General features: G+C 64.9%; 21 protein-coding genes. 12 read left to right on the forward strand and 9 right to left on the reverse strand.

All coding sequences use genetic code 11. The annotated features are described in order from the left end of the window. Positions 1-6: 6 nt before the first annotated feature. The 7 genes from Spa11_RS08800 to Spa11_RS08830 all read right to left on the reverse strand — a co-directional run bounded on the left by Spa11_RS08800 (position 7) and on the right by Spa11_RS08830 (position 6434). Positions 7-837, reverse strand: a complete 831-nt coding sequence (locus Spa11_RS08800; RefSeq protein ID WP_145110908.1) for a purine-nucleoside phosphorylase — start codon at positions 835-837, stop codon at positions 7-9. Between the two features lie 137 nt (positions 838-974). Continuing rightward, entirely contained in the window at positions 975-1811 is an 837-nt protein-coding gene (locus Spa11_RS08805) for a purine-nucleoside phosphorylase (protein ID WP_145110911.1), read from the reverse strand. A gap of 132 nt (positions 1812-1943) precedes the next feature. Continuing rightward, positions 1944-2645 carry a deoxyribose-phosphate aldolase gene (deoC, locus tag Spa11_RS08810; RefSeq protein ID WP_145110914.1) on the reverse strand — a complete coding sequence of 234 codons (702 nt, stop codon included), beginning with the start codon at positions 2643-2645 and terminating at the stop codon, positions 1944-1946. Between the two features lie 162 nt (positions 2646-2807). Continuing rightward, positions 2808-3818 (reverse strand): endonuclease/exonuclease/phosphatase family protein, encoded by a 1011-nt coding sequence (locus Spa11_RS08815; protein ID WP_197529848.1) that lies wholly within the window; start codon positions 3816-3818, stop codon positions 2808-2810. An 8-nt stretch (positions 3819-3826) separates the two neighbouring features. After that, the gene (locus Spa11_RS08820; protein WP_145110920.1) at positions 3827-4873 is read right to left on the reverse strand and encodes a DUF1559 family PulG-like putative transporter; all 1047 of its coding nucleotides are present in this window, start codon (positions 4871-4873) and stop codon (positions 3827-3829) included. Between the two features lie 111 nt (positions 4874-4984). Further along, complete coding sequence (locus Spa11_RS08825) at positions 4985-5431, reverse strand: DUF4198 domain-containing protein (protein ID WP_145110923.1); 447 nt, start codon at positions 5429-5431, stop codon at positions 4985-4987. A gap of 196 nt (positions 5432-5627) precedes the next feature. Continuing rightward, positions 5628-6434, reverse strand: coding sequence for an AMP nucleosidase (locus Spa11_RS08830; RefSeq protein ID WP_197529849.1), 807 nt, complete (start codon positions 6432-6434; stop codon positions 5628-5630). Positions 6435-6760: 326 nt separating this feature from the next. Between Spa11_RS08830 and Spa11_RS08835 the strand changes: the two genes are divergently transcribed. The 10 genes from Spa11_RS08835 to Spa11_RS08880 all read left to right on the forward strand — a co-directional run bounded on the left by Spa11_RS08835 (position 6761) and on the right by Spa11_RS08880 (position 17656). Then, positions 6761-7540, forward strand: coding sequence for a hypothetical protein (locus Spa11_RS08835; RefSeq protein ID WP_145110926.1), 780 nt, complete (start codon positions 6761-6763; stop codon positions 7538-7540). Positions 7541-7705: 165 nt separating this feature from the next. Further along, positions 7706-9412 carry a GspE/PulE family protein gene (locus tag Spa11_RS08840; protein WP_145110929.1) on the forward strand — a complete coding sequence of 569 codons (1707 nt, stop codon included), beginning with the start codon at positions 7706-7708 and terminating at the stop codon, positions 9410-9412. Positions 9413-9592: 180 nt separating this feature from the next. After that, positions 9593-10801, forward strand: coding sequence for a type II secretion system F family protein (locus tag Spa11_RS08845; RefSeq protein WP_145110932.1), 1209 nt, complete (start codon positions 9593-9595; stop codon positions 10799-10801). A 139-nt stretch (positions 10802-10940) separates the two neighbouring features. Continuing rightward, the gene (gene gspG, locus Spa11_RS08850) at positions 10941-11363 is read left to right on the forward strand and encodes a type II secretion system major pseudopilin GspG (protein ID WP_197529850.1); all 423 of its coding nucleotides are present in this window, start codon (positions 10941-10943) and stop codon (positions 11361-11363) included. After that, entirely contained in the window at positions 11338-11910 is a 573-nt protein-coding gene (locus tag Spa11_RS08855) for a prepilin-type N-terminal cleavage/methylation domain-containing protein (RefSeq protein ID WP_197529851.1), read from the forward strand. Before gspG ends, Spa11_RS08855 begins: the two co-directional genes overlap by 26 nt. A gap of 5 nt (positions 11911-11915) precedes the next feature. Then, complete coding sequence (locus tag Spa11_RS08860) at positions 11916-12386, forward strand: prepilin-type N-terminal cleavage/methylation domain-containing protein (RefSeq protein ID WP_145110941.1); 471 nt, start codon at positions 11916-11918, stop codon at positions 12384-12386. Next, positions 12383-13285, forward strand: a complete 903-nt coding sequence (locus Spa11_RS08865; protein WP_145110944.1) for a hypothetical protein — start codon at positions 12383-12385, stop codon at positions 13283-13285. The genes Spa11_RS08860 and Spa11_RS08865 overlap by 4 nt, the downstream gene beginning before the upstream one ends. Before the next feature lies 1 nt (position 13286). Further along, on the forward strand, positions 13287-14912 hold the full coding sequence (locus Spa11_RS08870; protein WP_145110947.1) for a type II secretion system protein GspK: 1626 nt from the start codon (positions 13287-13289) through the stop codon (positions 14910-14912). 156 nt (positions 14913-15068) lie between these two features. Then, positions 15069-16691 carry a hypothetical protein gene (locus tag Spa11_RS08875; RefSeq protein WP_145110951.1) on the forward strand — a complete coding sequence of 541 codons (1623 nt, stop codon included), beginning with the start codon at positions 15069-15071 and terminating at the stop codon, positions 16689-16691. Further along, positions 16688-17656 carry a hypothetical protein gene (locus Spa11_RS08880; protein ID WP_145110954.1) on the forward strand — a complete coding sequence of 323 codons (969 nt, stop codon included), beginning with the start codon at positions 16688-16690 and terminating at the stop codon, positions 17654-17656. The genes Spa11_RS08875 and Spa11_RS08880 overlap by 4 nt, the downstream gene beginning before the upstream one ends. 379 nt (positions 17657-18035) lie before the next feature. Here Spa11_RS08880 and Spa11_RS08885 read toward each other — a convergent pair whose 3' ends face one another. Together Spa11_RS08885 and Spa11_RS08890 are read right to left on the reverse strand one after the other, a co-directional pair. Further along, positions 18036-18458: a hypothetical protein gene (locus Spa11_RS08885; RefSeq protein WP_145110957.1), complete on the reverse strand. Its 423-nt coding sequence runs from the start codon at positions 18456-18458 to the stop codon at positions 18036-18038. 35 nt (positions 18459-18493) lie between these two features. After that, a complete protein-coding gene (locus Spa11_RS08890; protein ID WP_145110959.1) occupies positions 18494-19411 on the reverse strand; it encodes a hypothetical protein in 918 nt (305 codons plus the stop codon). Between the two features lie 1645 nt (positions 19412-21056). Between Spa11_RS08890 and Spa11_RS08895 the strand changes: the two genes are divergently transcribed. Together Spa11_RS08895 and Spa11_RS08900 are read left to right on the forward strand one after the other, a co-directional pair. Then, positions 21057-24470: a secretin N-terminal domain-containing protein gene (locus Spa11_RS08895; RefSeq protein ID WP_197529852.1), complete on the forward strand. Its 3414-nt coding sequence runs from the start codon at positions 21057-21059 to the stop codon at positions 24468-24470. Further along, positions 24467-25243: a hypothetical protein gene (locus tag Spa11_RS08900; protein WP_145110964.1), complete on the forward strand. Its 777-nt coding sequence runs from the start codon at positions 24467-24469 to the stop codon at positions 25241-25243. The genes Spa11_RS08895 and Spa11_RS08900 overlap by 4 nt, the downstream gene beginning before the upstream one ends. Positions 25244-25263: the final 20 nt, after the last annotated feature.

Here is a 25263-nt window from a genome sequence, read left to right on the forward strand (position 1 = left end):
TGTGGTTCACTTAAGCAGAACGACGGCTTCGACGATCGCTCGGAGTTTTTTGCCAGCTGAGGCGGCGGCGGTTACGACTTCTTCGTGCGACGTTTCGCTGAGTTGGTCGGGGGAGCAGGCGTTGGTGATTGTGGAGAGGCCGAGGACTCGGACGCCGCAGTGCTGGGCGGCGATCACCTCGGGGACGGTGGACATGCCGGCCGCGTCGCCGCCGAGGCGGCGGGCCATGCGGTACTCGGCCCGAGTCTCGTAGGTCGGGCCGAGCATGCCGACGTAAACGCCCCGCGGGCAGAAGAAGCCAGCACGCCGCGCCACGGACTCGGCCAATTCGATCAGTGCGCGGTCGTACGGCGCCGACATGTCCGGGAACCTTGGCCCGAGGCGATCGTCGTTCACGCCCGTCAGCGGGTTCTTGAACATGAAGTTGATGTGATCGTCGATCAACATCACGTCGCCGACTTCGTAGGACGGGTTGAGCCCGCCGGCGGCGTTGGAGACGACGAGCGTTTCAATACCGAGCCGCTTCAGCACCCACACCGGGAAGGCGGCCTGCTGCGCGGTCCAACCTTCGTAGAGGTGGAAACGCCCCTGTAGCGCGACAACTTGCCGTCCCGTGTCGCGAAGCGTGCCGACGATCAGCTTTCCGGCATGTCCCGCTGCGGTCGAGCGCGGGAAGTGAGGCAGGTCCGCGTAGGGGATCGCGGTGGCGTCGTCGATGCGATCGGCCAGCGCGCCGAGTCCCGAGCCGAGGATGACGCCGACTTTTGCCGCTAAGCCGCGAGCGGCACTACAGATCGCGTCAGCCGCGGCGTCGATCTGATCGGCTAGTCCTTCCACTTGGTTCCTTTGTTAACCACAGAGCCCCAGTCGTGTAGGAGGCGTCTCCAGACGCCGATTACGCGCACCACGCCGTATCCGGCCAAGTGATCGTAATCGGCGTCTGGAGACGCCTCCTACATTTAGGCGATGAGTCTTCAGCCCTTCTTCTTTGCTTCGTAATCGAGGATCCCCTCCACCAGCGCCCGCAGTTTGGGCTCGGCGGAGTTGGCGATGCGGATGATTTCTTCGACGACGGCTGGCTCGAGCGCGTCGGGGAGGCACATGTCGGTCACCACTGCCATGCCGAAGACACGCAGGCCGCAGTGGATCGCGGTAATGACTTCCGGGACGGTGGACATGCCGACCACGTCGGCGCCGATGTTGCGGAGGAAGCGGTACTCGGCGCGCGTTTCGAGGCAAGGGCCCAATACCGCGACACTGACGCCGCGATGCACGACGAAGTCGCCGCGCCGCGCGATCGCTTGGCCTTCGGCCAGCAGCTCGAAGTCGTACGGCTGGGACATGTCGGGGAAACGCGGGCCGAGGCGGTCGTCGTTGACGCCGACCAGCGGGTTGTCGCCGAGCAGGTTGATGTGATCATCGATCAGCATCACGTCGCCGGGCTTGTAGTAGGGATTCATTCCCCCCACGGCCTGCGATACGACGAGCAGCTCGGCGCCGAGGGCCTTCATCACCCGCACCGGCAGCGTAATCTGGCTGATCGGGTAGCCCTCGTAAGCGTGGAACCGCCCCTCCATGACCATCACCGGCAGGCCCCTGAGCGTGCCGAACACGAAACGCCCGCGGTGGCTCGTGGCGGTCGAGACGGGGAAATGGGGGATGTCGCCGTAGTCGAGCGTCGCCTCGACGGTGATTTTCTCAGCGAAATTGCCGAGGCCCGTGCCGAGGATGATGCCGGCGTGGGGCTTCTTGTCCCACACGGAGTGAATCTTGGCGACGGCCTCTTGGATCTGTTCGTACAAATGCAGCATAGGGCGAGGGTGTCGTTAACCGTACTGTGGAGTTGGTAGGTGCGCTAATGACGAAGCCCGAATGACGAATGACGAACGCAGGCGACAGGCTTCGTCATTCGTCACTCGTCATTCGGGCTTCGTCATTCCTGTTCAGTAAGAGTCGCCGGAGGCGCCTTTGGCGATCGCTTCGGTGGCGCTGGTGCCGAGGCGCGTGGCGCCGGCTTCGACCATGCGAAGCGCGTCTTCGTAGCTGCGGATGCCGCCGGACGCTTTGACTTGCACGGCGGGGCTGCACGTGGCGCGCATCAGCGTGATGTCTTCAACCGTCGCGCCGGTCGAGACCAGGGCGCCCGCGGCGTCTTTGACAAAGCCGAATCCGGTCGAAGTCTTCACGAACGCGGCGCCGGCGGCTTCGCTTAACTCGCAGAGCTTCCGCTTGTGCTCGTCGGACGGCATCAGGCCGGTCTCGAAGATCACCTTAGTGATCGCGCCATTTTGCTTGGCGGCGGCAGCGACCGAGGCGATGTCGTCGCCGACGTAGCCCCAGTCGCCCTCCAACGCGCGGCCGATGTTGACGACCATGTCGACTTCTTTCGCCCCCTGCTCGCACGCGCGGAGAGTCTCGGCGACCTTCGCGGCGCGGCTCGCGCCGCCGTGGGGGAAGCCGATCACGGTGCTGGGCAGCACGTTGGAGCCGGCGAGCAGCTCCGTCGTCAGCGCGACGTACGAAGGCTTCACGCAAACGCTGGCGATCCCCAGCCGGACGGCCATCTCGCACGCGCTGCGGACATCGGCGGATGTCTGCGTCGGGTGCAGGACGGCGTGGTCAATCAGCGATACGACGTTGGTCATGGCCGGATGATAAATAGAACCGGCGACAAAGAATAGGACGCGGATTTACGTGGATTGACGGGATTGGCGAGGATGGAAAAAGAGAAGGGCTTTCGTCGTCATCCGCGTCAATCCATTAAACCCCGTTAGATCCGTGTCCCATTCTTCAAGGAGCGGCGGGCACTACTTCGGAGGGAGGGCGAGATCGACCACGATCGGGAAGTGGTCCGAGGTGTCGAGGCCGACGACATGGCTGATGAAGACGCGCCGGACGTGCGGGGCGAGCTCCTTCGGCAGCAGCACGTGGTCGATCATCGTGTAGACGTCGTCTCCGTCGGCGGCGCCGTTCTCGTTCCAATCCCAGTGCGATGTGTAGCGGTCCGTCTTGCGGGGGATCCATTGGGCCGCGTTTACCAGTTCGTCGCCGGGCTTCTTCGTGTCGTAGTCCTTGATCCGTTTGATGACGTCCGTCTTGGTGTCGCGGGTGTCGTCGCGGTCGGGGACGTCGGGGTCGTAGTCGTTGAGGTCGCCCAGCACGATAGGCAGGTAGCCACGGGGGACGATCTCGCCGCGGATCGCTCGACCGACGAGCTCGGCCTCGGCGCCACGCTTGCCGTTGGAGTAGGCGTCGTCGGGATTCGACTTCAGGTGCAGGCCGAAGAAGCCGAGCTTCCAGCCGTTCACCGTCGCGAAGTACATCGAGTTACGGGAGAGGGACGTGCCGCCGTTGCGTTTCTCGCCGCGCTCGGTGAACGAGAACGCCTGGCTCCAGGTCGGGTCCCCCTTCGGCGAGTAGATCGTACGGATCTCCTCGCCATCAATCTCGTCGAGCGGGAATCGCGAGATCACGCCGACATCCATACCGCTGAAGCCATCGTTCGATTCGACGTGGTAGCCGCGGTAATCCTTCATCCCTTTCTCGTGAAGGATATCGACGACTTGGTCGACGGCCTCACGGCTAGTGACCTCGACGAAATTTAGCACATCGGGCGAGAGGGTCTCGATCACGTCGGCGACGCGCTCGAGGTGACCCTTGCGCGCGAAGTCGAAGCGAAACTTCTGCAACTGCCCCGCGCGGACGCCGGGAGCGGTGAGGATCTCGGCGTTGAAGGTGACGATGCGGAGAGGGGTGGTGTCGTCGGCGAGGCCCGGCGAAACAAAGACGATCAGGGTGAGAATCAAGTAGCGGATCATAGAGCGAGCTATTCGTTCGAAGTATCGCCTGCGGCGCGGGTGAAGAGCGTTACGAACAGCTCGTTGTTGAGGTCTTCGCCATGGAAGTGGACCGAACCGTCGCCGTACAGGAAGTTTGCGCCGCCAGGGTGGAAGGCGTAGATCTCGTCCCAGTTGCTGCAGTTCATCACCGTCGTGGCGCCACATGACGATGAGAAGCCCCAGACGAAGTACGAGTCGGGGTCCGCCCAACCACCACCGCCGCCGCCATTGGTTCTTGAGATCACAGGAGTGACCAAGTCGCGGGCTCCATTGACGAAGTGCAACGGGCGGCCGGCGTCTTCGAAGAGCATGAACGTCTTCGAAAGTCCATCCGTGACTTTTCGTAGACTCGTTGGTCTGTCTTGGAGCAGCCCCGGCAACTCTTCGATCCCGCGCGAGTTCACTAAATTGGCGTCGACATTTTCGCAGAATGCATCCTGAAGGATGTCTACACAGACCGCGTAGTCACTGGTGGCTTCCCCGATGTACACGTCCAGGTTGCCCACAACCTTTTGAAATCCGGCCCGCTCACTAGCGCTTGGCGCCGATGGACAAATCAACTCACCGATGGGGGTGGTGCACGCCTTCAAATTGCCCGTGCCTTGGGCGTATCCGGTGCTGTCGAACCAATGCCGGTTGAAGTCGATTTCGTCGTAGATCGCCTGCTGCTCGAAGTAGGGGAGAATGAACGAGATGAGATTGTGCTGACGCTTACGATTCGGGCAAATCAGTGGTCCGCCGATCGAGGCGTTGTCGCAGTCGCCGACTTCCTCCCTACCGCAATCCAATCCGTCAACCCTTACTCGACCGGTCGTCGGCACGTAGTTGGGCGTGTAGGCGAGTGGCAGTTCTTTTTGACTCGACTCGTAATTTAGGATCGCCAACCCCAGCTGCTTGAATTGATTGGTGCACTGGATTCGCCGGGCTGCCTCGCGCGCCGACTGCACCGCAGGCAGCAATAGCGCCACCAGAATGCCGATGATGGCGATCACTACTAGGAGTTCGACCAGAGTAAATCCGGTGCGGCGGTTCATCGCGGATTGCATAAGGAGCGGTCCCTGCATCGGGAATGGAGGTCTTGAACGCCTGTGCTTATTGTCGCCTGTTGCGAGAGCGGGCGTTGTCGCCCGTCAGAACTCGACCCTCTAGAGTGCGAATGGGGGGATCTCGGTCGCACCCTCTTCAACCGTCGCGGTAAGGCCGCTTGTGTCGGGCTTGCTATATTTTGAATCAATCGGCGGACGCCGACCCCATTCCGCTTGATCAGGTTTACGCGGGTCGGGCTTGGCCGTGCGGATCATCACTTGGTAATCCCCGGCGGGGGCGCCGTCGCTATCGACGAAGGTCTTCATCGAGAATCGCCCGTCCATGCCCGTAATGCCAAAGGGGCGTTCCTTCTGGAAGGACTCGCTGCCGCCAACCGGGACGAGCATGACCTTGGCGCCCGGGTAGGGCTTGCCGCCAACCGTGACGGTCCCTGTCGCAGGATAGGTCTTGATCTTCCCATCGCCGCAGCCCGTGAGGGCGGAGGCGAGCGCGGCAAGCGCGAGGCAAGTGACAGAACGGCAAACAGCTGGGCGGCGATCAAACACGGGGGGCGGGGGCTCGGCGTGTGGACGTCGCGGATGGGGGGAAGGCGGGGCCCCCGGTCGGCGGGGGACACACCCGAGGGTCCGGGCATCATAGCCGTGTGCTAGCCCCGCCGTCCAACATGTCGCTACGGTTTTTCCACAACCAGGTCGGGCCTTTTGGCAAACCAGGAGGCCTTCTCAGCAAACCTGCGGGATCTCAGTACCGGAAGTGCTTAATCTCCTCGCCCTGATCGTCGATGTCCGTCAGGGCGTCGATCCCTAGCTCGAGATGCGTGACGGCCCAGTCGCGGCTGACGGCGGCGTCGCTGGCGGTGGTTTTGACCCCCTCGGGGGTCGTCGGGACGTCCGACACCAGCAGCAACGCCCCGCGGGCGATCTGGTTGGCGTGGCCGACAATGAACAGGGTGGCCGTCTCCATGTCGATCCCGATCGGCGTGTACGACTGGAGCCGCTGGCGGAACTTCTCGTCGTGCTCCCAGACGCGGCGGTTGGTCGTGTAGACGACGCCGGTGCGGTAGTCGAGGCCGCGCTCGACGAGCTTCTGCGAGACGTACTTGTGGAGCTTGAACGAGGGCAGGGCCGGCACCAGGGGGTCCATGTAGTCGTCCGAGGTTCCTTCGCCCCGGATGGCGCCGATCGGCAAGATGAAGTGCCCGATCTCGGTCGAGTGCTTGAGCCCGCCGCATTTCCCCAGGAAGAGCACCCCCTTTGGCCGGTGGGCCGTCAGCAGGTCCATAACGGTGGCGGCGTTGGGCGACCCAATCCCGAAGTTGATGATCGTCAGCCCGTCGCTATTGGTGGCGGCCTGCATCGGGCGGTCCTCGCCGCGGACCTCGCAGCTGAACCGGTCGGCGAAGCGGCGGACGTAATCGCGGAAGTTGGTCAGCAGGACGTAGTCGCCGAACTCCGAGAGGGGCATGCCCGTGTAGCGGGTGAGCCAGTCGCGGGCGATTTTCTCCTTGGTGATCAGCTGATCGCTGCCGGTCGGCAAGACGGGGTCCATGGGGCGTGGTCCACAGCACAGTGATGGCGGCCTGTTTTGCGCAAACTACGGCGTCGGGCGGCCTTACCGCAATCCCGACCGCAAAACCCCGGTGTTTTTCACGATCGGTCGTGTCTTTGAACCGCGCCCGTCAGGAAGCGGAATTCCCCATTCCGACTCCGCTACCTAACGGGCGCGGCTCAAACGGTCCTCGAGCGAAAACACCGGGGATTCAGCGGCGCCAATCGCTGGGCCCCGGGGTTTAGTACCTTAGAGACGGTCAGCCCCGCGTCGCGGCTGCCGAGACGTTACCCGTGCCCCGACTTTTCTGGAGAATGACGACGACCATGGACGTTTCACGAGTTTTGACCCGTTTTGCGCCGGCTGCGGCGCTGGTGTTTGCCCTGGCGACCGCCGCGACGGCCCAGCCGCCGGGCGGGTTTGGCGGTGGGCGGGGTGGTTTCGGCGGTCCTGGTGGCGGCCCCGGCGGCGGCATCGGGATGCTCCTCCGTTCTGACGAGGTCCGGGCTGAGCTCGAACTCGTCGACGACCAAGTCGAGAAACTGCAAGCGATCGAAGAGGAGATGCGCGACAAGATCCGTGAGGAAATGGGCGGTCGGCGCGGCGGCGGGCGGCCTGATTTCGAGGCCATGCGGGCCACTTTCGACGAGATGCGGAAGGAAGTGGAGACCAAGCTCGGTGAAGTCCTCACCACCCAGCAGATGGACCGCCTCCGCCAGATCGAGACCCAGCAGCAGATCAATAACGGCGGCGCCCGCTCGCTGATGAACGGCCCGCTGGCCGACAAGCTCGGCCTGACCGACGAGCAGAAGCAGCAGATGCGTGAGAAAGCTCGGGAGGTTGAGGCCGCCATGCGGGAAAAGATGGCCGCTGCCCGTGCCGAGGCCCGCGAAGAGCTGCTGACAGTCCTCACCAGCGAGCAGCGGGCGACGCTGGAGGAGATGACCGGCACGCCTTTCAACATGAGCGAGCAGCCACAGTTCGGCGGCCGCGGCGGCTTCGATCGCGGAGATCGGGGTGGCCGTCGTGGCGACCGCGAAGGCGGGCGGGGCCGGGGAGGACGTGGTGGCGGACGTCCCGCGCCTGCCGATGAGCCGGAGCTTTGATCCGGCGCCGACGGCGATTTTCAACGGAATCGCCTAAATATTCTGGCCAATCAACGGCTTTGTGAAGACGAATACCAGCGCCGGGCGGCTCTCATTTGCCGCCCGGCGTCTGGTCATTGATAATCAGGGGCTCTTCGACCCCCATTTACCTGCGGAAAGACAAGCGTGGACTCGGTCGCCGTCCTGCTGAAACACAACGTCCTCTCTCAAGAGCGGGCCGACGAGCTCCGTGCGCTCAACGGAGAGGCCGGCGGTAAGCCGCTCCATGAGGTCGCCGTGCAGCGGGGCTACGCCGCCGAGGAGGATGTCTTGACCGCCCTGGGGTCGGAGATCGGCGCCGAGCTGATCGACCTCAACCACTGCCAGCCCGACCTATCGCTGCTCGACGCGTTCCCACAGCGGCTGATGCACCGCCACGGGATGTTCCCCGTCAGCCGCCAAAATGGCACGCTTTCGATCGCCACGAGCGACCCGCTCGACTTCGAGGCGCTCGACGAAATCGGCGCCATCACGGGTCTCTCGATCGAGCCGCTCCTGGCGACCCGCCGGCAGATCGCCGAACGGCTGAAGGCCCACCTAGGCGTCGGCAGCGAGACGGTCGAAGGCTTGGTAGCCGCCCGGCAGGCAGAGAGCGGCGTTGAGCTGCTCGAAGAAATCGACGCCGAAGCCGCCGAACTCGCCGAGGGCGCCCAAGAGGCGTCCGTCGTTAGGCTCGTGAACGAGATCCTCCTCGAAGCGATCCAGACCCGCGCGTCGGACGTTCATATCGAGTCCGAGGCGGTCGGCATCCGCATCCGCTACCGCATCGACGGCCTCCTCGTTGAACAGCCCACCCCGCCGGAGATCAATCACTTCCGCGCCGCGATTACCAGCCGCCTGAAGATCATGGCGCATCTGAACATCGCGGAAAAACGCCTCCCGCAAGACGGCCGCATCAAGCTGCGTGTCGAAGGCCGCGAGGTCGACGTGCGTGTTTCGGTGATCCCGATGATCCACGGCGAAGGGATCGTCATGCGTCTGTTGGACAAGGGACGCATGAAGTTCTCGCTGGCGTCCCTTGGCATGGGCGAGGTGCTCGACGACAAGCTCAACGAACTGATCCGCGCGCCCCACGGCATTATCCTCGTCACCGGCCCGACCGGTTCCGGCAAGACGACGACGCTCTACAGCGCCCTCACCGAGATCAACGACGAAAACACTAAGATCATCACGACCGAAGACCCGGTCGAGTACCAGCTTCCCGGCATCGCGCAGATCCAGGTGCACCCGAAGATCGGCTTGACGTTCGCCGCATCGCTGCGTTCGATCCTGCGTCACGACCCGGACGTGGTGCTCGTCGGTGAAATCCGCGACCACGAGACCGCCGAGAACGCCATCCAAGCGGCCCTAACTGGTCACTTGGTGTTCAGCACCCTACACACCAACGACGCGCCGAGCGCCTACACACGGCTCATCGACATGGGGATCGAGCCATTCCTCGTCGCCAGCACGATCGAGGCGGTGATGGCCCAGCGGCTCGTGCGTCGCCTTTGCGGCAAGTGCCGCGAAGCTTACACGCCCACCACCGATGATCTGCCGCACGACTTTCCGTGGGACGAGTTTGAAGCGGCGGGCGGTCAGCTGTTCCGCGCTAAGGGTTGTCGCGCGTGCCGTGAACTGGGCTATACCGGCCGTCAAGGCATCTTCGAGCTGTGCGAAACCACCGACCCCGTCCGGCAGCTAGCGCACGACCGCGCAAGCAGCTGGGAGATCCGTAAAGCGGCCCTCTCCTCGGGCATGCGCACGCTGCGTCAAGACGCCTGGCGTCAATGCATCGCCGGCGTGACGACCGTCGATGAGGTTGTGCGCGTTACTCGTGGTGATAGGACTTAGAGACGGGTCAACCACAGAGGCGCGGAGGGCACGGAGTTAAGCACAGAGGATTTTCTTGGACAGGATGAACCGGATCGACGGGATGTTTTTCTAATCATGCAGTTCTTCAACATTCGCGTCTCAGTGCGTCCTCAGTGCCCACTGTGGCTCTGTGGTTAACAAAAGAACCAACGAAAGACCTTGCCAGATTTTGCCTACACCGCCCGCAGTCTCGCCGGCGAGCTCCTCACGGGGACGCTCAGCGCTGGGTCTGCGCGCGAGGCGATGGCTCAGCTTTCGGCTAAGGATCTTTTTCCGGTAAAGGTTGAGGCTGCGAAGGGCTCTATCACCGCTGGGGCTGGTGGATCGATTAGCGTGCCGACGGCGAAGGTCACGCCGGTTTATAGCCAACTGTCGGCGTTGTTGAGGAGCGGCGTGCCGCTCTTGCGATCGCTAGCGGTCGTGAAGGATCAGGCGTCGCACAAGGCGCTCAAAGCCGTGCTAGAAGACGTCTACGGCCAGGTCGAGCAGGGATCGAGCCTCGCCGAAGCGATGGCCCGCCACCCGCGGGCGTTCGGGGAATTGGCCGTCAGTATGATCCGCGCTGGCGGCGAGGGCGGCTTCCTCGAGGACGCGCTCGACCGGGTTGCTGCGTTCACGGAGCAACAAGCTGAGCTTCGCGGCAAAGTCGTCGGCGCCTTGGCGTATCCCGTGATCCTGTCGGTGATCGGCGTGCTTGTGGTGACGGGACTCGTGGTCTTCGCGGTGCCGATGGTTTCGGAGATCTTCGATAAGATGCGCCAACGAGGCGAGCTTCCGTGGGTCACCGACGCGCTGCTCAACCTCAGCGATTTTCTCGGCCGCTACGGCATCCTGGTGCTCGCGGCGCTGGGCGGCATCGGGTATGGCGTGTCGAAGTGGATGGTGACGCCGCGCGCCCGCGACATCATCGACCGCGTCCGTATCAACACCCCGGTGTTTGGTCCGATCAGTCGCAGCCTTTCGGTCGCGCGGTTGTGCCGCGTGTTGGGAACGCTCCTCAAGGGGGGCGTGCCGATCGTCCGCGCGCTGGATATCGCGGCCGACTCCGCCGGCAATCGCGTCTTGTCGGGAGTCGTGCGTGACGCAGCGGAGAATATCAAGTCGGGCGAGTCGCTCGCCGCGCCGCTCGGCGCCAGCGGAGACTTCCCGCGCGACGTTTGCGAGATGATCGCCGTCGCCGAACAATCCAACAGCCTCGAGACCGTGCTCGAACAGGTAGCGAATAACCTCGAACGCGCCACGTGGCGTAAGATCGAACTCGCGGTGCGGCTCATCGAGCCGTTGATGCTGGTGCTCCTAGCGAGCGCCGTCTTGGTGGTGGTGATCGCGCTACTGATGCCAATCATCAACGCCGGCGGCACCCTATGACACTTCCACAAGAGGAACCACAAAGGAACTAAGGAACGAAGTAAGACGAGAACCGACGCGGCTTCCCGTCGTTCCTTCGTTCCTTTGTGGTTCATAACTTTCTTGAGATTGAGAGGTTTGCATGGACAGGCGTAAGAGAATGAATTTGAGAAGCAAGCGGCGTGCTCTGGCGGCGTTTACGCTGCTGGAGGTCTTGCTGGTGCTGGTGATCCTGGTGGTGCTGGGCTCGATGGCGACGCTTGCCATCACTGGGCAGCAGGACAAAGCGGACCGCAACTCGGCGAAAGCCCAGGTGCAGCTGCTGAGCCGCACCATCGAGACGTATCGCTTCGATATGAAGAAGATGCCGGAGTCGCTCGAGGACCTCGTCGAGAAGCCCAGTGACTCGAAGATGGCGGACCGTTGGGCGGGCCCGTACCTGAACAAGAAGTCGATCCCGCTCGACCCGTGGGACAACGAGTACAAGTACGAGGCGAAGGACAACACCGCTAGGGTTTGGTCGGTGGGACCCGACGGCAGCGACGGGACCGATGACGATGTCACGTCCGAAGATGAGGCTTGAACGCCGGCGGTCACCGACGGGCTTCACGCTCGTTGAACTGTTGCTGGTCCTCTCGCTGGTGGTAATGCTAGCGGCGATGGTCGCGCCGTCGCTCACGGGGACGCTTGGCCGCGTGCGGCTCGACGCGGCTGCCGACGCGGTGCGCACCGCGTGGGTCGACGCGCGGCTTGAGGCGATGCGTAGCGGCGAGCCGATCGTTTTCCAGTGCCAGTTGGGAACGGGTCGGTACACGGTCTCGAAGCTCATCGACGCGTCGGCAGCCGGTGCGGTCGCCGCCGACGAGGACGCCGCCGGCTCGACCACACTTGCTGACGACGAGCACGAAGACCTCGGCGAAGTAAAGTTCGTCCAACTGTCGGCGGGCAACCCACTAACGGCGGTCGTCGACCCGGCGGTTGCGGCGTGCTTGGTGTTCCGCCCCGACGGCGCGACCCAAGACGCTTGGGCGGTCATCGAGTCGGCGAATGGACGCCGGCGACGCATCACGCTCCGTAGCCTGACCGGCGCGGCGCGGGTTGAAGTGGTCTCAGCAAGTGAGGGGACCTAACGGCCATGCGTCGCCAGCGAACCAAACGCCGCGCCTTCACGCTACTCGAGGTGATCCTCGCGCTGGCGATCCTCGGGCTTGCGCTAGCGACGCTTGGCGAAGCGGTGGGCCGTTCCCATCAGAACGCCCGCCGGGCCGCGGACCAAGCCGAGTTGTGCTTCGCTGCCGCCTCGTTGCTCGACGAGGTGATCGTCGGCTCACGGCAATTGGTTGCGGTGGACAGCGAACCGGTCGCTGACCCACTCGACCCCACGGCGCCGCCCGTCGCGTTGGTGTCTTTGCGGATCGAGAACGGTCCCCTCGATGGCGTGCTGGTGCTCTACGCTAGCGCGCGACCGAACGACCCGTTGGCTAGCGAGCTCGATACGGTTCAGCTGGTGCGCTGGGTGATTGACCCTGCTCTCACGGAGTCGGCTTCGACCTCCTCGGCAGGCGCTTCGAGCACGAGCTCATCCGGCACGGGGGGAACGCTATGATGACCCGCCGCGGTTTCTCCTTGATCGAGCTGGTGTTGGCGATCGCGCTGTCGATTGCCCTTTCGGCGCTGTTGGGGATGGCAATCGACCTGCACCTCGTGCGGCTCGACAGCAGCCGCACGTCGATCGAGCAAGCGCAGATCGCGCGTTCGATTCTCGACCTGATCACGGCCGACCTCCGCGCGGCGACCACGGCTCCCTCGCAGGACGTCACGGAACTTCAGAGTGCGGCGGACGCCGCGGCGCAGTTCGACGTTGACGAGGTCGATTCGGGCGCCGAGGACGAAGCTCAATCGCAATCGACGACAACCGCCGCCACCAACCAGATTCCAACCGGCCTCAACGGCGATGTCGATTCGCTGACGATCGACAGCCGGCAACTCACGCAGACCCTGGTGACGGTTGCGGAGGGCGCGGCCCCCGTCGCTCGCATCGATGTGGGTTGGACGCAGATCGGTTATGGCATGTCTCTCGTCGCCGCGACGCCGGGCTTGGTCCGGACCGTCGCGCCTCGTGACGCAGTGCGTTGGCGGACCGAGCAGGGCGTCGAAACGCCCGTGACCGAGCCGATCGCTCCGGAAGTGAGGGCGATCCAGTTCCGCTACTGGGACGGCACACAGCTCATTGACATGTGGGATATGTCCGAGCAGCAGGCGTTGCCGATGGCAGTGGAGGTCCGCATCGAGCTTGCGCCAATCGACGCGACCGACGCCGACCACACCAGCACCGCTCGGCAGCAAACCCAAATCTACCGTCGAGTGGTCCGCCTCCCTGCTGCTGCTGACGAAGCAACGGCTTCTGCTGGAGCGAGCGCCGCAGCGGGCTCGGCGTCTGCCTCGACCGGCGGAATGGGCTCGGGCTCTGGGGCTTCAGGCGGCTTTGGCGCGGGGGGAACCTGACATGCGCTATCGCAATCGGAGAGAGCGTCGCGGCGTGCTGCTGTTGGTTGTGCTCGTCGTCGTTGCGCTGATGGCGATCGCCAACCTGTCGTACTTCGATTGGACCTTCGCCGAACGCAAGGCGGCCGACGCCTCGGTGCGACGCGAGCAGGCTTACCACGCCGCCGAGTCCGCCACCGAGATGCTACGCGTCTATCTCTCAGAGGACGCAACGACGATCGATCAGGACGGCGGCTGGTACGAGAACCCGGCGCGGTTCCGCGCGGTGCTCGTGGCCGACCACCCCGCCGCCGAACTGCGTGTCCGCGCCGCGGCGGTCGCGCCGCGTTGGGGGAACTACCAGCTCGAAGGCGCCCGCTTCGGACTGGAGGACGACTCGGGACGCCTCAATCTCAACACGCTGCTGGTCACCGAGACGCGCGAAGAGGGCGCGGCACGCACCCAGCTGATGGCGTTGCCTGGCATGACCGAGGCGATCGCCGACGCCATCCTCGACTGGATGGACGAAGACGACGACGTCCGTTCGCTCGGCGCCGAGCGGGATTACTATTCGACGCTCGAACCGCCGATCCTGCCGATGAACGGCCCGATCTCGACGCTCGAGCAACTGTTGCAGGTCAAGGGCGTCACGCCCGAACTGCTGTGGGGCCTCGACCAAGACCGCAACTACGAAGTCTCTCCAGCCGAGGCCGCCGGCGTCGCGCTGCCGGTCGATAACTCCACGGGAGAACTGAGCGGGGGTTGGGCCTCGATGCTGACGCTCTATAGCGCCGAGGCCAATGTTCAGCCCGACGGCACTCCGAAGATCAACGTCAACGGCGACGACCTGCAGCAGCTGCACACGCAGATCGAGTCGGTCCTCGGGATCGACGCGGCCAACTTTGTGGTCGCCTACCGCCAGGGCGGTCCCGAAGAGGACCCCGACGCCCTCGACGACGAAGCGACCGAGCCGGAGCAGCCCGAGGAGGTCGAGGCGCTCGGCGAAGGGGGAGGGGAGGGCGGCGGAAGCACACAGATGCAGGAGAAAGCCGCCGGCGCGATCACCATCGACTTCAATGCCCCCGCCGCCGAGGCGATTACCGACCCACTCGACCTCGTGGGAGTAAGAGTCCGCGTCGTCGAGGCGGGACAGCTCGAACCGGCGATCGTCACGTCGCCGTGGCAGGAAGGGGACACCACGATCAACCAGATGGTCTCGACCCTGACGACGACCGACGCCACGTCGATCCCCGGACGGGTGAACATCAACCAGGCGCCGCGAGCCGTGCTGATAGGGCTCCCCGGCATGCCACCGAACGTGGCCGACGCCATCGTCGCCAACCGCGACCCGACTGCCGGTTCAACCCGCCCCGACCGCCTGAACGCCGTCTGGCTGCTGACGGAGGGATACCTGCAACTCGAAGAGATGAAGGCCTTGGCGCCGTACGTCACGGGGCAGGGGGCCGTCTACCGCACCCAGGTCGTTGGGGGCTACGAAGCGGGCGGCCCGATCCGTCGGATGGAAGTCGTGCTCGACGCCACGACGCTGCCCCCGCGGGTGGTGCTGCGCCGCGACTTGAGCCCGCTGGGCGCTGGCTTCGACCCCGCGCTGACGCTGGTCCCCGAGGGGGCTGGCGTACCGCAATAGATTCACCGCGGAGTGCGCCGAGGACGCGGTGAAAGAGGCTACTTGCTGCACATTCTCCGCGAACTCCGGGGTGAAATAAGCGGCTGCGATTGGCGTTCGGAGTCGCCCGCTGACTAAACTGAAAGGTCCCAGCTTTCCCCACGATCGAGTCCCGCCTTGCTGACCCTCGCCCTCCAGACCGACAGCCGTGGCGTCACCGCCGTGCTCGCCGACCGCCCGAAGGGGGGCTCGGTGCGGCTCGCTGGGTACGCCACGGTCGAACGCGCCCCGTCGGCGGAGAAGCTGGCGGAGGCACTCCGTGCGGCGCTGCCGAAACTGCGCGGCGGAAAGGCACAGCTCGCCGTTGCGCTGGGGCCCGAAGACGTCCGCGTCAAGCGGCTCGCTGTACCGCCGGCGCCCGAAACCGAGTTGCCGCCGATTGTCGCGCTGCAGGCGGCGCGTGACGCGGCCGCGGACGTCGAGTCGATCGTCGCGGACTTCTCGCCGCCGCAGGCGGGACAAGAAGGGGCTCCGACGGTGCTCGCCGCCTGGGCGAGCGAAGAGGCCCTGGCGTTCTGGCGTGAGGTCGCCGAAGACCTGGGTGGCAGGTTGGCGGTCGCGACGCCGCGGCCGTTGGCGATCGCGCCTTCGACCGGAGAGGGCGAGCCCGTCATCTTCTTGGCCCGTGCCGGCGATTCGATCGACTTCGTCTCGTTCGCTGCGAATCAGCCGGTGCTCGTCCGCTCGGCTCATGTCGGCGAGGCCGACGCCCAGCGCGAGCTTCGACGCACGTTGCTTGCGCTCTCCGCCGATGGCGTCGAGGCGCCGAAGGTGCTGCCGCTGCACGACGACTTGATCCCCGGTGAGGACATCGCTCTTTCGATGTGGCCGGAAACATCGGCGGCCGACCTCATCGATGCGACGGCGTACGACAAGTGCCTCGCCGCAACGGGGCTGGCGATCCTTACCGCCCGCGGCGACAAACCGACGATCAACCTCGCCGACCCACGGCGCCCGCCCGTCGCGGAGACGGGCCGCCGTCGGCAGGTCCTGCTCGGCGCTGCCGCGGCTTCGGTGATCGCCGCCGCCGCGTGGTTGGCGTACGACCGCGTCGCGCAGCTCGACCGGCAGATCTCCGAAAAGCAGAAGGAGATCGCCGCCGCCGAGGCCGACGTCGAGGCCTTCGAGCCCTATCAGTCGAAGGTCGCCGAGATCGAAGAGTGGCGTCAGAGCGACGTCAACTGGCTCGACGAACTCGACCGGCTGAGCCAGAAGCTCCGCCCCGCGCCGCTCGACGCCAAGGACTTCCCGGTTGCGTCCGATATCCGCGCGACCCAGTTGATCGCGACGGCGATGCTCGGAGGCAACGAGCCGGGCGGGCGGATCGATCTGACAGCCGTCGCGCGCAGCTCGTCATCGAGTGAACTCGAGGCGCGGCTGCGTGATGGGAATCATCCGGTCGAGCCGATCTCCACGACGGAGACGCCGGCGAAAGACGAGTACCGCTACAAGTACACCGCCCTGTTGCGCGTGCCGCCGGACACCGGCGTCGTCGCCGATGAGGAGCCTGCGGACGAATCGGTGAACGAGGACGTTGAAGGGGCCGGCGAAGTGGAGTCCTCCGCTGGCGATACCGACGGGCAGGAGACGGGTGCGGCTCCTGTGGAGTCGGTTGAAGGCTCGCTAGATGAAGAGCCAGTGGCCAAACCAGATGAAGCGGCGCCTTCAGAACAAACGAACGAGCCCACCGAAGACGCTCCTGCCGAAGTTGCCTCTGACTCCGAGGAGGCGTCGTCATGAACCAGCGCGAGAAGTTCTTGCTCGCCGGCGTCTTGCTGATCGTCGCGGCGTGGTTCGGTTGGGGTTTCTTCGACTCGTACCAGGACGGTTACGCCCGCCGTATGCGGGAGTTGTCCGAGCTCGACGAAACGCTGTTCAACACAGGCGTTGACGCCCGCCGTGCGCGGCAGTCGCTGCGAAAATTGGAGAAGTTCCAAGAGCAGTCGCTGCCGGCGGACCCCGACGTCGCGCGGAGCGTTTATACGGCGTGGCTCATCGACACGATCCAGGCCTCGGGTCTCGAGCTCGGCTCGGTGAAGTTCGCTTCGGTGCGGCAGAACGAAGACGCTTCGACGTCGCTATCGTTCACCTCGGTCGCCAGCGGCAAACCCGAGGCCGTCGTCAAGCTGCTGGACGCCTACTATCGGCTGGACGTTCTGCACCAGATCACCAATCTCCAACTCCGCCCCGCGGACGACGAGGGGGATGAGTGGAACGTCACGTTTACTAGCGTCGCGTTGATCGTCAACGGCGCGCCGCGCGAGACGGGCCTGCCCGAGACGCCCCGTGATCCCGCGCGGCTGGCGAAGCCGTCGGCGGGCGACTACGTGCAGAGCGTCGGCGGCCGCAATCTCTTTGCAAGCTACACGCCCCCGCCGCCGCCCAAGCCGGCGCCGGTCGAGGTTGTGAAAGAAACGCCCAAGCCCAAACCATCGCCGCCGCCGTTCGACGACGCCGAGCACGCCGCGCTGTCGGGCATCGTCGGCTACGGCGACGCCTACGAGGCTTGGATCGTGGTCCGCACGACCGGCGTCACGCTCCGCTTGCACGACGGCGACGCCCTGGAGGTGGGCCAGTTCAAGGGCAAAGTCGAATCGGTCAGCCAGCGGGAGATGACGGTCGTCGCCGAAGACGGGGCGAAGTTTACGGTCGATCTGGGCGAGATGATCGGCGAAGCGCAGAAGGCGTCGCGCGACGCCGCGTAGAGCGTGTTTCACTTGGCCGTAGCGTTTCTAGCCTCGCTCTGATCCACGGAGCAACTTGGGGAAGTCTCGCGCAGAGACGCAGAGTTAGATGCCTTCAAGACTCACGCGAAGGCGCTAAGCCGCAAAGAACGTGTTGCTCTGTGATCGTTTGCGGCTACGCTCATTTCTCAACGACTTTGTCTTTGCGCCTTGGCGCCTTTGCGTGAGTCTTCGCAGCCTGCCCTCGGCGTCTCCGCGTCTCTAAGCGAGACGCTACGGCAAAATAAAGTACGCTACAGGGGGTCGGACTCTGCGACCATGACTTAAGCGTCGGCGCCCGTCGTGAAGCGGACAGCCGGCGCCCTCCCGGCTTTGGCGATTAGGGCTCACCGACTCGCGCTCAGTCTTCTGAACGCGACGCCAGCGTTGCGCGGACGTCCTCGGCCGCCTCGCGCACGAGGTCGTTCTGCTCGAGCATCTCGCGCAGCAGCTGCCGCACCGGCTCGTAGCGGGTCATCCAGCAGAGGTCGCGGCGGCGACGGAACGCCTCGGCGCGGTTGAGGCGGGTCCGGAGCCAGACCTGGAGTTGCTCGTCGGGGACCTCGCCGGTGCGGCCCATCCGCACCAGCGAATCGACGGCGTGGAGCCCTTCGTGCTCACACTTGTGGTCCTGTTCCAAAGCCTCGTGGCAAGCGCGGGCGTGCCGCTCTTCGCAAGGCTGTAGCCAGGTCGAGCGGACGATCGCCTCGATCAAGTCGCGCGAGGGCGCCGTGGGTGGGAGCGTAAAGTCATCCTCGCCCGGAGGGGCGCCGCAAGAAGCCATCGTTGTGGCGACCAAGGATCGTGGAGGAAGGTTTTCTATCGGCGCTCGAGCAGGGCGAGCATGACGCCATAGGCCTTCGAAAGCGGGCTTTGTGTGTACAAGCGATCAGTGCGAGTCCAAGCCTCGTGGGGATCGTCTGGCAAGAGCGTGCCGACCGGAACGTTGGCCATCGAGCGATCAAGAAGACGGTCGGCGACGTCGCAGCTGGCGACGATAAGGGCGACCGCATTTGCCGCGCCGGGAGCAATCGACTCGTCGAGCGACATGGGCGCCGCTGCGCCGTCAAGCGGCGTTGGAGACTCAATCGAAGAAGGCTTAACGGAATCGTCCACATCCCTCACGCCCCGTTGCTCTTCCAAGTCGCTCAAACGCCGGGCGTCGAGGATCGCTTTGACGTCGTCGGCGGATTCGCGGACGAAGGCCTCCGCGGACAGCTTCGCACGCAGCGTCTGGCGGAGCCGGGCGTCGCGACTCATCCAGCAGAGGTTCCGCCAACGGCGCGGCGCCTCGGCGCGGTTGACGCGCTGCTCGAGCCACTCGTCGAGCTGTTCGGCGGGAACCTCGCCCGTGCGGCCCATCCGCACCAGCGCGTCGACCGCAAAGGCCCCGTCGCGTCGGCACTCCGGGTCCAGCTCGCGGCGCTCGTGGCAAGCGCGGGCGTGCCGTTCTTCGCACGGCTGTGACCACGCCGACCGGATGACCGCTTCAAGGTAGTCGGCGTGCGGCGTGTCGGGCATGGCGTCGAAGATCGGCTCGCCGGGCGGCGTGCCGAGCGAGCCGATGACCGAGGCGAGGTAGACGCGCGCGGTAAGGTTGGTCTTCGGCAAGCGGAGCAGCACGTTGCAGCGGTCGAAGACCGTCCGCCAGTGGTCCGGCGCGGTGAGGTACTCGCCGCGGAGCCACGTCAGGTGCGGGTCGTCGGGGAGCCGCGTTCCGTCCGCATTTAGACGCATCGAGTCGTCAAGATGGCTTTCGATGTGAGCACAGCAAGACGCCACAAAGCCGGTCGAATCGGGCTCACTGAGTGTCTCGGGGGGGGACGATACAGAATGCGCCGTATAGCTGAGAAGCTTGTGGAGACCGATGTTTGAGCGGTCCCACTCGGGGCCAGGAGTGTGACGAAATGTCTGCCAGAGGTCTCGCAAGTTCACGTCCTCAGCTTCCCCCTCGAAACTCACCCCTTTCCTGCGAAGAATGTTGGAATAGGCTATCAGCCTTTTCTTGTCAGGCCGTCGTAATCTCAAGTACTTTGAATCGTTGGTGCAGATCGCAGAGATCTCGAAATAACTACCAAGTCGGTACTTAATGTAAATGGCCCCAAGAGGATGCCCGTACGTACATGTGTCCTCAGGCGTGCGGAATCGGATGAAGACTTGTCTCTTCCCTTCTCCGGTCGTCAAGAAAGTTCGCGTCACTGCATCCCATCGCCCAGTTGGCGACACCAGAGGCTGCATGCTGGTCGCCATCTCTCTGAGCTCAATTGAAGCGGAGTAGGCTTGTTGCGGATCGTATCGCTCTAGAATGCGTATGGGTTCCTCTATGTTCGCATCGAGACAGAAACGCCACTCTGGTTTAGTGAATACAAATTGTCGATCTGGCAAATACTGCAAGACACCGATGGAATGATACCAATCTGTCGGGAGTGTGCGCTGCAGCGACCGCTCAACAAAAACTCCGGAATCATCTTGGTCAACGATGAACCTCGCACGCATTGCTACCGGGTTTATGCTGTCAGTGTCAGCAGTGTCGCCAGGACCAGCTCCGATGAATTGCGCATAAAAGCTCTCTCGATTGTCCGATGCCAATGGGGCACCTAATAGATCGACGACTGTCTCTAACGGCATCGCAGCATCATCAAACCGAGGCGTGGCGACCGACGGCGCAGTGAACGCGATTGCCGATGTGAGCATTGCCGCCATCAATGCGGCTGCGTGTGGGCGAGAGCGCCGAGCGCGTCGGCCCTTCGTGGCGTGGTTCATCCGTGATGCGGTTTCGATGGCGGGCTGGTAGTCCGGGCGGCCCGCAGCTTAACCGCCTCGGCGGCGAAGCGCCGACCTCACCCATGAGCCATCCTCGTTCGACGGCTCGCCGATGGATGAAGTTGGCGGCCTGAGAGGCTTTTGGCAGGGATGCTCCCGGCCTAGCCGGTGACGGTGGTCACAGCATCGATTCTGAGGGCCCTAGGGGCCTCGTAGGCGGGCGTTGGTGTGTCCAGGCGTTCATTGTGGGTCAGGCGGAGAGGACGCGTAGATGGGCCTCTCAGAGCCTCTGACGGCGCGGTGATTTCCTCGGCTTGATCGCGGCTTTGGGCTGGCATTTGGCCGGTGGGGTCCGCTGGGCGGACCTTGGATTGAACGCGGCGCGGCGAGGGAGATTTTGACCGCGAGCCACGGTCCGCACAGCGGACCCTACAGCGGCGGTCTGCTAGCAGTGTGGTCCCTTACTTTGGCCGCGGATGCTGGCGGAAATCTTGGCGACCCGTGGCAAACCTTGCCGATGATCCGGATGACGCCGATCGTATCGGTTGGCGCTGCCATCGTGCGCCGCGACCGCTCCCGCCGTGGGGGCGCTGCCCGCGAGCCCGATCCGGGGGGACCGATGCTTATTCACGCAACGCCGACGACGCCACTACCGACCCGACGTATCGCTCCCCTAGCTAGGGCGGTGGTCATGGGCGTGATGGCGATTGTCGCTCTCGTTCCGTCGCCGAACGCGCTGGCGCAAGTCGCGGCCGACTCGGCGCTCGAAGCCCACTCGATTCCGGCCGAACGCCGTGGCGCGGTCGAGGCGTGGCGCAAGACGCTGCCGGCCGACGTGCGGACCGTGTGGGACGACCGCACGGGACGCCTGCTGCTGTTCGGGCCGCTGGAGACGCACGCCGAGTTGATGCGCCTGGTTACCGGCGCCGAGGGCGCCCAGCCGCAGGCGATCGGGCCGCAAGCCGATGGCGTCGGCGTCGGCTCGACGCTTTCCCTGAAACGACTCTCGCCGACGGAGTTGCACGGGCGGCTGGAGTCGCTCGCACGGCGGCCGTTGCCGGCCACTTGGGACGCGGGACACACGGTGCTGTCGTTCCCGGCCTCGCTCGGTGACGGCGCGGGGGTGCGCTTCCGAGTCGACGGCAAATCGGGCGAAGTCGCGATCGATGGCCCGGCCGACGCGGTCGCCGCCTGGCGCGACGTGGTCGCGGCGATTGAAGAATCTATCGCGGCGCAAGCCGGCGTCGCGGGGTCGAAGGGCAGCAGCGTCCGCATCCTTTCGACCGCCGCTGCGCCGCCCGAACGGGTGAAGACCGCGCTGCAAGCGATCCAAGTCGCGGCGCCGATCGCCGCTCGGCCGGTGGCTGGGCAAGTCGCCGCCGAAGACGAGGGGGGCGATCAGCCGAGCGACGCGCCGCAGGCGCGGGTCGCGGAGGACGAGTCGATCCTCGGGCCGGTGCAGATCGAGTTCGTCGAAGGGCTCGACGTGATCGTCCTCCGTGGCGATCAGGAAGACGTCGATCGCGTCATGAAAATCATCGATCAGATCGAGAGCCTCAGCTCACAGACGACGCCCGAGATCAAGGTGCTGCGGCTCGAGCACATCGACGCCGACTCGCTAGCCCGGTTGCTGACAAATGTCTACGACCAGGTGCTCGGACCGCGGGTGGGCGACCTGAGCGTCACCGGATTGGCGAAGCCTAACGCGCTGTTGCTGGTGGGTCGGCCTGAGAACGTCCGGCTCGCGGTCAGTCTCGTGGAGCAACTCGACCAGCCGGTGGAGCCGACTTACCGCTTCGAGGCGTACTCGCTGAAGCACGTTTCGGCGACCGACGCGAAGGCGTTGATCGACAGCTACTTCGAGCAGCAAGCGGCGCAGAACAATGACCAGGCCGCGTCGCTGTTGCGTTCGCGGGCGTTCACCGTCGCCGACGTCCGCAGCAACGTGGTGATCGTCAGCGCAGCCCCACGCGACCAGGAAGAGGTCCGTGCGCTGCTGAAGCAAGTCGACGCCGCTCGCGGCGAGGCCGTGGATGAGGTGCGGGTCTTCCCGCTGAAGAACTCGCTTGCCGAGGACCTCGCCGAAGTGTTGCTGCAAGCGATCCAACCCTCGACCGAGTCGGACGCCGAGAACGCGACGCCACGCGTCGCGGCGCTGCGTCTGAGCGTCGGCGAGGGAGACCCCACAGCGCTGGAATCGGGCGTACTCAACAGCGTCCGTGTGTCGGCGGACGCGCGGGCCAATTCGCTCGTCGTGACCGCCCCGGCGGAGAGCATGGGCCTGATCGCCGCGCTGATCGAGCGGCTCGACCGCACGCCCGACGCCTCGGCCGAGTTGAAGGTCTTTACGATCGCCAATGGCGATGCGGCGGCGCTCGCCGATATGTTGAGATCGCTCTTCGCGACGGAGGAAGACAGCGATGATCCCGGCGGGTACGGGTCCGGAGGCCTTTCCCGATTGAGCGTTTCGACGGACCTGCGTTCGAACAGCATCATCGCCGCGGGCACCGCGGAGGACTTGGCGGTGGTCGAGGCGATCCTGTTGCGGCTCGACGACGCCGAGGTGCGCTCGCGGCAGACGACGGTCTTCCGCCTGAAGAACGCCGACGCGACAACGGTCTCGCAAGTGCTCAACGAATGGTTGGAGAACGAACGGAGCGCCGAGGCGGAAGCGGAACTCGGGTTCAGCCCGCGCGAGTTGATCGAGCGCGAGGTAATCATCGTCGCCGAGCCGGCCACGAACAGCCTGATTGTCAGCTCGACGCCGCGCTACGAGCAGGAGCTACGTCGGCTCGTCGAAGAGCTCGACGAGCGTCCGCCGATGGTGGTGGTGCAGGTGTTGATCGCCGAGGTGAGCCTGAACGACACCGACGAGTTCGGCGTTGAGCTAGGTTTGCAGGACTCGCTGCTGTTCGACCGCTCGCTGCTGTCCGACACGCAGTTCATCACGACGACCACCAACGAGCAATCGCCCGGCGGCGCCGCGATCTCGACGACGACGCAGAACATCATCTCCAGCAACCTGACGCCGGGCTACAACTTCAACAACCAGCCGCTCGGGAATAACGGCTCGACGACGTCGCTGGCGCAGGCCGGCAACATCGGCGCGCAGGCGCTTTCGAGCTTCGCGTTGAGCCGGGTTAACAGCGACCTCAACTTCGGCGGCTTTGTGATGTCCGCCAGCAGCAGCAACGTCAACTTCTTGCTCCGAGCGTTGCAGGAGAGCCGGCGCCTCGAGGTGTTGAGTCGCCCGCAGATCACGACAATCGACGGCAAAGTCGGACGCGTTCAGGTAGGCGCCCGCGTGCCGCGGATCGCCGGCGTGACTCAGAACAACTTCGGACAAACCAACAACGTCGAGTACGAGGACGTCGGCATCATCCTCGAGGTGCAACCTCGCATCAGCGTCGACGGCCAGGTGATCATGAACGTCGCCGCGGAGAAGTCCGAACTGGGGCCGGAAGCAGAGGGCGTCGCCATCAACATCTCCACAACGGGCGATGTGGTGCGGGCGCCGCAGATCAAGACCACCCAAGCCACGACGACCGTCAGCGCCGCCAGCGGACAGACGATCGTGCTGAGCGGTCTGCTCACCAAGCGGACGCTGGACATCCACCGGCGGGTGCCGCTGTTGGCGGACATCCCGCTGATCGGCGATCTGTTCCGCTACGACGCGGTGCAGCAGGGGCGGACCGAGTTGCTGATCATCCTGACGCCGCGCGTGATCCGATCGGAGCTCGACGCCGAGATGCTCAAGCAAGTCGAGTCGTCGCGGATGAGCTGGGTGCTGTCGGACGTGATCGAGATGCACGGCCCATCGGGCCTGCGGACGCGGGGCGACGCGTGGGACGACGTGCCCGGCTGTTTTCCGACCGAGCTGCCGCCCGGCGGCCCCGTCTTAGGCGAGGTGAAGACCGCGGCGCCCATCGGCGAAGCGGAAGAGCCCGTCGCCGAAGTCGCCAGCCGTGTCGAGGCGGCGTCGTACTCCAAACCGTTCATTCCGCCGCGCCGACTGCCAACGGTCGCCCCATGAACCGAGACCGAAACCGCAAGTTCGAAGTCCCACGATTGAAACAAGGCCAAGGCGTCGAGATGACTTCTCCCCTTCGTAGCATGGCGGCGGTCGGGCTAGCGATCTGCCTGCTGGCCGGTTGCCGCGGCGCGTCGTCGACGGTGGCGAAGACCGAAACGCCGTTCAAGATGCCCAACCCGATGGAGTGGGGCGCCAACCCGGACGAGCCGCGCAAAGGAGAGCCGGAGCGGATTGTCGCCACCTGGGCCGACACCGTGCGGCAGACGCCGGGCGAGCCGGCGGAACGCGGGTTTGGGGGGCGGCTCTACTTCTACGACCACGGCGCCGATCCGATCGAGGTCGACGGTCGCTTGGTAGTGTACGCGTTCGACGAATCGGGCCGCGATCCCACCGATCACCGCCCGACGCGGCGGTTCGTGTTCCCGCCGGACCAGTTGCCGAAGAACATGAGCGTCTCGGAGATCGGTCCCTCGTACAGCGTCTGGCTGCCATGGGGAACGGTAGACGCCGCGCCGACACACGTGAGTTTGATCGCACGCTTCGAGCCAGTCCGGGGGGGCGGGCTCGTGGTGAGCGATCAAGCGCGGCAGCGGCTACCGGGCAACGGCCTGGCGCCGGTGGGGGAGACGATGATCGCCGAATCGACGAAGGCGACGACTGTCCGGCAAGCCGGTTTCGAGGAGCGTACTGGCGCCAAGCCGGCGACCGTACCGGCGCAAGAAGAGGAACCACGTAAGCGGCTCACGACGACGACCATCAAGTTGAATCGTTGAGTCGCTTGATTAGCCCCGGT

Origin of the sequence: Botrimarina mediterranea (assembly GCF_007753265.1) — a bacterium.
Taxonomy (GTDB): Bacteria; Planctomycetota; Planctomycetia; order Pirellulales; family Lacipirellulaceae; genus Botrimarina; species Botrimarina mediterranea.

Excerpts from the sequence above, each read along its gene's own strand:
- deoC (WP_145110914.1), bottom strand. The coding sequence starts at position 2,645 with ATGACCAACGTCGTATCGCTGATTGACCACGCCGTCCTGCACCCGACG.
- Spa11_RS08830 (WP_197529849.1), bottom strand. The coding sequence starts at position 6,434 with ATGGACCCCGTCTTGCCGACCGGCAGCGATCAGCTGATCACCAAGGAG.
- Spa11_RS08890 (WP_145110959.1), bottom strand. The coding sequence starts at position 19,411 with ATGCGTCTAAATGCGGACGGAACGCGGCTCCCCGACGACCCGCACCTG.
- Spa11_RS08835 (WP_145110926.1), top strand. The coding sequence starts at position 6,761 with ATGGACGTTTCACGAGTTTTGACCCGTTTTGCGCCGGCTGCGGCGCTG.
- Spa11_RS08815 (WP_197529848.1), bottom strand. The coding sequence starts at position 3,818 with ATGATCCGCTACTTGATTCTCACCCTGATCGTCTTTGTTTCGCCGGGC.
- Spa11_RS08895 (WP_197529852.1), top strand. The coding sequence starts at position 21,057 with ATGCTTATTCACGCAACGCCGACGACGCCACTACCGACCCGACGTATC.
- Spa11_RS08880 (WP_145110954.1), top strand. The coding sequence starts at position 16,688 with ATGAACCAGCGCGAGAAGTTCTTGCTCGCCGGCGTCTTGCTGATCGTC.
- Spa11_RS08865 (WP_145110944.1), top strand. The coding sequence starts at position 12,383 with ATGATGACCCGCCGCGGTTTCTCCTTGATCGAGCTGGTGTTGGCGATC.
- Spa11_RS08805 (WP_145110911.1), bottom strand. The coding sequence starts at position 1,811 with ATGCTGCATTTGTACGAACAGATCCAAGAGGCCGTCGCCAAGATTCAC.
- Spa11_RS08820 (WP_145110920.1), bottom strand. The coding sequence starts at position 4,873 with ATGAACCGCCGCACCGGATTTACTCTGGTCGAACTCCTAGTAGTGATC.
- Spa11_RS08870 (WP_145110947.1), top strand. The coding sequence starts at position 13,287 with ATGCGCTATCGCAATCGGAGAGAGCGTCGCGGCGTGCTGCTGTTGGTT.
- Spa11_RS08855 (WP_197529851.1), top strand. The coding sequence starts at position 11,338 with ATGTCACGTCCGAAGATGAGGCTTGAACGCCGGCGGTCACCGACGGGC.
- gspG (WP_197529850.1), top strand. The coding sequence starts at position 10,941 with ATGAATTTGAGAAGCAAGCGGCGTGCTCTGGCGGCGTTTACGCTGCTG.
- Spa11_RS08885 (WP_145110957.1), bottom strand. The coding sequence starts at position 18,458 with ATGGCTTCTTGCGGCGCCCCTCCGGGCGAGGATGACTTTACGCTCCCA.
- Spa11_RS08860 (WP_145110941.1), top strand. The coding sequence starts at position 11,916 with ATGCGTCGCCAGCGAACCAAACGCCGCGCCTTCACGCTACTCGAGGTG.
- Spa11_RS08900 (WP_145110964.1), top strand. The coding sequence starts at position 24,467 with ATGAACCGAGACCGAAACCGCAAGTTCGAAGTCCCACGATTGAAACAA.